Origin of the sequence: Burkholderia sp. SIMBA_062, assembly GCF_046534765.1 — a bacterium.
Lineage (GTDB): Bacteria > Pseudomonadota > Gammaproteobacteria > Burkholderiales > Burkholderiaceae > Burkholderia > Burkholderia ambifaria.
Window position 1 is genome coordinate 1 of the sequence record NZ_JAWRYD010000110.1, and the last position, 520, is coordinate 520.

Sequence of the window (520 nt, forward strand, 5' to 3'; positions counted from 1 at the left end):
TGGCTGTACACGGAGCTGTACCGCGCGCGCAACTTCAAGCAGTGGATGGCCAAGGGGCTGTACCTCGGCACGCTGATGGTCGGGCTCGAGCAGAAGGTGATGGGCGGCAATGTGCCGTGGACGCTGCATCACAAGCATGCGGACCACGAGATGCTGAAGCCGGCGTCGCAATGCACGCCGATCGAGTATCCGAAGCCGGACGGCAAGCTGACGTTCGATCGGCTGTCGTCGGTGTTCATCTCCAACACGAACCATGAGGAAAACCAGCCGGCGCACCTGACGCTGAAGGATGCGAACGTGCCGGTGAACGTGAACCTGCGCACGTACGCGGGGCCGGAGGCCCGCTTCTGCCCGGCGGCGGTGTACGAGTTCGTGAAGCACGACGACGGCAGCGATCGGCTCGTGATCAACGCGCAGAACTGCGTGCACTGCAAGACCTGCGACATCAAGGACCCGACGCAGAACATCGTGTGGGTCACGCCGGAAGGCGGCGGCGGACCGAATTACCCGAATATGTAAC

Annotated in this window: 1 protein-coding gene; it reads left to right on the forward strand. The window is 62.9% G+C overall.

Features of this window, described 5'->3' with window-relative positions:
* Positions 1-519 (forward strand): 4Fe-4S dicluster domain-containing protein (locus SB786_RS35610; RefSeq protein WP_410731487.1); only part of this gene is annotated, 519 nt, incomplete at its 5' end.
* Between the last annotated feature and the right edge of the window lies 1 nt (position 520).